Below are 4,354 nucleotides of genomic sequence, written 5' to 3'. Positions count from 1 at the left end.
ACTCCGGAATCGGTGATCAAATGACTAACGGAATTAGTGATCAAGTCCTCCGGAATACGCACATGATGGAAAATTTTACTATCTGCTCGCTGCTATACTTAAATTAATTTACTTAACGAGTTACATTTATGCAGGATGCCAAATTATCTTCTAACATCACAGAATGTTCTACTTGGTATGTTTCAGCAATGGAACACTTGGTTAAGGTCGTGCAAGATTTATCGCAGGCAAATGATATTCAAGCGATTACCGAAATCGTGCGCCTTGCAGCGCGAGAACTAACTGGCGCAGATGGTGCAACATTTATACTGAAGGACGGTAATTGTTGTTACTATGTGGAGGAAAATGCAATCGCTCCATTATGGAAAGGCAAGCGCTTTCCTATGAAAAAATGTATTAGTGGTTGGGTGATGTTGAATAAAAAGTCAGCAGTAATTGAGGATATCTATAATGACCCACGCATACCACAAGATGCTTATCGACCCACATTTGTTAAGAGTTTGGCGATGGTACCTATCCGTAGGGAAGATCCAGTAGGCGCTATTGGTAATTACTGGGCCCAAAAACGCCTGCCAACGCAAGAAGAGCTCAATATTTTACAAGCACTTGCAGATACGACATCGGTTGCACTGAAAAATGCACACCTTTATATTGATCTAAAAGCCCATATTGAGACGATACGAGAGCGAGAGGCGCATGTACGAGCGCAACGAGATACGTTGGAAATTTTTACCCGTGCCCTGGCTCATGATCTTAGAGAACCTGTACGAACCATGAGTTCTTTCGTCGACGTCATCACTCAAGAAAAACCTCATTTTTCTGGTAGAGTAGCTGATTACTTTCAGCATATTTATAATGCCAGCAAACGCATGCTGACGCTTATTGATACCGTGTTTCATTACATGCAACTTGATGAATTTAAAGAAGAACTTAAAGAAGAATGCGATATGAATGAGATTATCGGAGAGGTTTCGAAAAACCTTGATTATCTGATTCGGGAAAAAAATGCCCACATCATTGCCGAGAAGTTACCTCATGTGAAAGCCAACCCAACCCAAATGATTCAATTGATGCAAAATTTAATCAGCAATGCCATTTATTATAATGAAAATATTCCCGAAATATTTATTTCTGCACAGCCAAAGAAACAATATGTAGAATTTCATGTTTCCGATAATGGTTTGGGGCTTGATAGCAAAGACAATGAAAGCATTTTTTTGCCATTTAAACGGGCTAACCGGATAAGCAAGGGTTCTGGTTTAGGGTTAGCAATATGCGCCAAAATTTTAGAATTACATGGTGGAACAATAGAATGTAAATCCAGATTTGGGGGCGGCACAATATTTTCTTTTACTCTACCAAGTGCTTTTAAGGTAAATCGACAAAAAAAAGTAAAAGAAGCTTCAGTAAGCCCAGTTAATATACCCAGTCAAACTTCCTTGGCGAATATTTTATTTGTTGATGATCTTAAAGAGGATCTGGAATTTACTAAAATCATCTTAGAGCGGGCGCATATAAACTTTAATTTTTTTATAGCGCAAAGCGGGAACGAAGCACTTAATTTATTGCATGACCAATTTGCTCGAAATAATCCAATTGATCTGATATTTCTTGATATCAACTTGCCAGGGATGGATGGGTTTGAAATATTGAAACAAATTCAAACCGATAAAATACTCAATAAAACTCCTGTGATTATGTGCACTGGTTCAGATTATCGTAAGGACAAAGAAAAATCAGCGGATTTAGGCGCCGCAGGTTATCTGATCAAACCCATTGAAAAAGAATCGTTGCAAGGCATAATCGATAATCTGGCTGTAGTAACATATTGTCAAACCGAAGAAGGTTATATCATCATTCGCAATGAACATTAGAGTCTGTTGACATTTCATTTAATTCCGCTTACTCACTAGACCCTAGTTTTTCAATTAATATCTATTATTCATGTGATTTGTTAACTGTAAAAAACACATCGAATGCATGTCATTTAATCAGTGAATCAGAAATCAAACCATTAATAGATCAATCACCATTTAAAATTAACCTGTAGTTCATTTCCTTAGCAATAGGTCAAAACCCTAGTTCTATGCGCATTTATTGATTCTGTTTTAATAAGTTTCGCCAAAATAATTCAAATAAATCCTAAATGACCAAAAAGTGTATTGACTGGCAAATATCGATTCGTAATAATGGTTTTGTAATTATTAGTCATTTTGGTCTCAATTTGACGCTCCCCTGTTAATCTTTGAACAAGGAGAATATCATGCTGACAAGTTATCACATTAGATTACTTATCGAAGAATGCCGCGAAATAGGTTGGATTGGCCTTGATAGTGGAGTAACTGCCTCTATGCCACAACTTCAGATTGATATCTTAAAACCACCGCATGATTTTTTAGGTGTTCAAGGGAATCCTGCTATCTTTGTGAATAAAAACACGTACAAATTATTAGGACAGCACCATAAAAACTGGGTTGTTAACCAAACCATTGCTTTAAAGATAGATTTTTTGGAACAAAAAACGATTAATATAATCGGTGCGATTGTTCATGAGGCGGGACATGCGTTTAATGTAGCGGCAAACATTGCTAATACTGAAGCAAATGCATATATCTATGAAATAGAAGTGATGAGCAAGCTATTTAAAACGAAAAGCCCCTTGCTATTTGGCAGTACTTTTAATGATCTTCAATCATTTTTTAAAGAGCGCCTTCCCTTTTATAATAAAGAAGTCGCTAATAATAAATATCTTGCGGGCTTAGTTGAATCAATAAAGCAAGAATTTAAACTTGAAGAAGAAGTGACACCATCGCCAGAACAAGAAAAAAGCCTTTCTTTTTTTGTAACAGGGATAACCTTGTTTACTCAGAAACAATGGAATAAAGAAGAAGCAGTAACTTTGGCAAAAATGGAGATCGGCTTACCCAGACGCCACGAATCATGATAATCAAAATTCAATCACAATCGTATTTATGTCTGAACTTGCCTTTGTGCCGGGCCTTTTAAAAAATTATCCGGCATAAAGTCCGCTGCATGAACAAGTCAATTACACAAAATGGTGATTTTTGTGCTATAATTCACCATATGGTGAGTCAGGTGAGTATGAATTATGCACGCAGCAGAAAAGCCTAAACCTTCGAATGTTTTGGCTACGGCAATCAATCAACTTAAAAATGAGATTAAAATTAACAGCCAGGATCTGGCTGCCATTATTGGCCAACATCGCAATACGATTGATAGATGTTTAAAAAAAGGTGAACTTGACCCTGATAGTAAGCCAGGGGAGTTGGCTTTGCTGTTGATCCGGGTCTATAGATCCCTATACGCACTTAATGGCGGGAATAAAGAAGTAATGATTCATTGGCTAAATACTTATAACTATCATATTCAGGGTGTTCCATTGCAGGAAATGAAAACAGTGATGGGACTGTCACGTGTTGTGAATTATTTAGATGCGATGAGAGGTAAAGTTTAGTGGGAAATATATGGGATAAAATGGATGGTAAACAATATATTACCCCGATAATGGCAACAATACATCGAGTTGTAGAAGACCAGGAGGAGCTTGCAACACTCTCCCTTGTTAATAATATTGAAGAACAAGCTATATTAGAGGAATTATTAGAAACATCTAAGCCTAAAAGGCCTGAAGAGTATGAAGATTTGCATTATTTACTGATTACTCCATTTCGATACCCTCCATTGCAGTATGGTTCAAGATTTGGCAATACCTTTGAACCAAGCCTATTTTACGGCTCCCTAAATGTTTCGACCGCTTTAGCGGAAACAGCTTATTATCGATTTGTCTTTATGGCTGGAATGAAAGAACCCTACACCGATAGTATTCTGATGACCTATTCAAGCTATACAATAGGGATTAAAACAGTGCATGGTATTTTTTTGAATAAGCAGCCATTTAATACTGTTGAACAAATAATTTCTTCACCTAAATATTATAGTGATACTCAAAAATTAGGCTCTTCAATGAGAAAAGCAAATGTGGAAGCCTTTCAATATAGTTCTACTCGCGATCCTGAAAAAGGAATAAATGTCGCCTTATTCACACCCAAAGCGTTGCAGTCTAAAAAACCAATAAGTATTGAGCGGTGGATCTGCAATATAACAAATGAGGAAATTGGTTTCATCTCAAATGATAATCATAATCGATTAAGTTTTAATAGAGATCTATTTTTAGTAGATGGCCTTATCCCCGCACCAGCTTGTTAAGCATGAGTCCATAATCTAACCAAAACTATAAAACGCCATGAGGATAAAACTGATTAAAAAATGATCAGGGCGATTTCATCAAAGTTTAAGAATAGAACAGATTGATATGAGAATTCCCAGATGTTTA

The 4,354-nt window shown here is 36.7% G+C and carries 4 protein-coding genes; all 4 read left to right on the top strand.

Annotated features, from left to right (window positions below; translation table 11 throughout):
• Positions 1–128 precede the first annotated feature (128 nt).
• The 4 genes from DGG96_RS20360 to DGG96_RS20345 all read left to right on the top strand — a co-directional run bounded on the left by DGG96_RS20360 (position 129) and on the right by DGG96_RS20345 (position 4,227).
• The gene (locus tag DGG96_RS20360) at positions 129–1,874 is read left to right on the top strand and encodes a hybrid sensor histidine kinase/response regulator (protein WP_110144293.1); all 1,746 of its coding nucleotides are present in this window, start codon (positions 129–131) and stop codon (positions 1,872–1,874) included.
• 389 nt (positions 1,875–2,263) lie between these two features.
• Positions 2,264–2,944 carry a hypothetical protein gene (locus DGG96_RS20355; RefSeq protein ID WP_110144292.1) on the top strand — a complete coding sequence of 227 codons (681 nt, stop codon included), beginning with the start codon at positions 2,264–2,266 and terminating at the stop codon, positions 2,942–2,944.
• A gap of 165 nt (positions 2,945–3,109) precedes the next feature.
• Positions 3,110–3,475: an MbcA/ParS/Xre antitoxin family protein gene (locus tag DGG96_RS20350; protein ID WP_110144291.1), complete on the top strand. Its 366-nt coding sequence runs from the start codon at positions 3,110–3,112 to the stop codon at positions 3,473–3,475.
• A gap of 20 nt (positions 3,476–3,495) precedes the next feature.
• Entirely contained in the window at positions 3,496–4,227 is a 732-nt protein-coding gene (locus DGG96_RS20345; RefSeq protein WP_126955791.1) for an RES family NAD+ phosphorylase, read from the top strand.
• Positions 4,228–4,354 lie beyond the last annotated feature (127 nt).

The sequence above is a fragment of the Legionella qingyii genome (assembly GCF_003184185.1).
The sequence above is the reverse complement of the archived record's forward strand: the minus strand, read 5'-3'. Positions and strand labels throughout refer to the sequence as shown.